The organism is Ruegeria sp. CH10, from assembly GCF_056537125.1.
Genome location: NZ_JBQFQY010000015.1, coordinates 1 through 1,436, shown reverse-complemented (window position 1 = coordinate 1,436; position 1,436 = coordinate 1). Strand labels below are relative to the sequence as shown.

General features: G+C 66.4%; 1 protein-coding gene. It reads left to right on the top strand.

Annotated elements, in window-relative coordinates; genetic code table 11:
- Positions 1–1,436, top strand: a 1,436-nt coding sequence (locus ACRZ94_RS20700; protein ID WP_480798226.1) for a mannose-1-phosphate guanylyltransferase/mannose-6-phosphate isomerase, incomplete at its 3' end; no start/stop codon positions are given.

Genomic DNA, 1,436 nt, shown 5'->3' with positions numbered 1-1,436 from the left:
ATGTTGATCACACCCGTCCTTCTCTGTGGCGGCTCGGGCACGCGCCTGTGGCCTTTGTCGCGCAAAAGCTATCCCAAGCAGTTTGTCCCGCTGGTGGGGGAGGAAACGCTGTTTCAGGCCTCGGCGCGGCGGCTGTCGGGGCGCACAGCGGCGATCAGCTTTGCGGCCCCCGTTGTGCTGACGAACTCGGATTTCCGCTTTATCGTGGTCGAACAGCTGCAGGCCGCGGGCATTGAGCCGGGCACCATCATGATCGAGCCCGAGGGCCGCAACACCGCCCCCGCCGTGCTGGCCGCCGCGCTACAGGCCGTGGCCCAGGACCCGGAGGCGGTGCTGCTTGTGGCGCCCTCGGATCACGTGGTGCCCGATGTGGCGGCGTTTCAGGCCGCCGTGGCCCGTGGGCTGGACGCCGTGGCGCAGGGCCAGATGGTGACCTTTGGCATCACGCCTACCCACCCCGAGACCGCCTATGGCTATCTGGAACTGGCCGCGCCAGCGGGCGACGGGGCGCCGGTGGCGCTGAAACAGTTTGTCGAAAAGCCCGATCTGGCCCGCGCGACCGAAATGGTCGCGGCTGGCACTTTCAAATGGAATGCGGGCATCTTCCTGTTCCGCGCCGCCGATATGGTGGCCGCATTCCGCGCCCATGCGCCCGATCTGATCGCGCCGGTTCAGGCGGCGGTGGACAGCGCCACGCCCGATCTGGGTTTTCTGCGGCTGAACCCCGAACCCTGGGCGCAGGCGCAGGACATCTCGATCGACTACGCGGTGATGGAGAAGGCCGACAACCTGTCGGTCGTGCCCTTTGACGCGGCCTGGTCCGATCTGGGCGGCTGGGACGCGGTGTGGCGCGAAAGCGGGCCGGATGGCGATGGCGTGGTGACCAGCGGTGCGGCCACGGCCATCGACTGCCGCAACGCGCTGCTGCGATCCGACAGCGAACAGGTCGAGCTGGTGGGGATCGGCGTTGAAAACATCATCGCGGTGGCGATGAATGACGCGGTTCTGGTGGCCGATGCGACCCGCGCGCAGGACGTGAAACAGGCGGTGGCGGCGCTGAAAGCCAAGGGCGCGGCGCAGGCCACAGCCTTTCCCAAGGATCACCGGCCCTGGGGCTGGTTCGAAAGCCTTGTGGTGGGCGAGAGGTTTCAGGTCAAACGCATCCACGTCCACCCCGGCGCCAGCCTGAGTTTGCAGAGCCATTTCCACCGGTCCGAGCATTGGATCGTGGTCGAGGGCACAGCGCGGGTGACGATAGACGACCACCAGCAGCTGGTGACCGAGAACCAGTCAGTCTACATCCCGCTGGGCGCGGTCCACCGGATGGAAAACCCCGGCACCGTGCCCATGGTCCTGATCGAGGTCCAGACCGGCACCTATCTGGGTGAAGACGACATCGTCAGATACGAAGACATCTACGCAAGAGGACAAGGCGC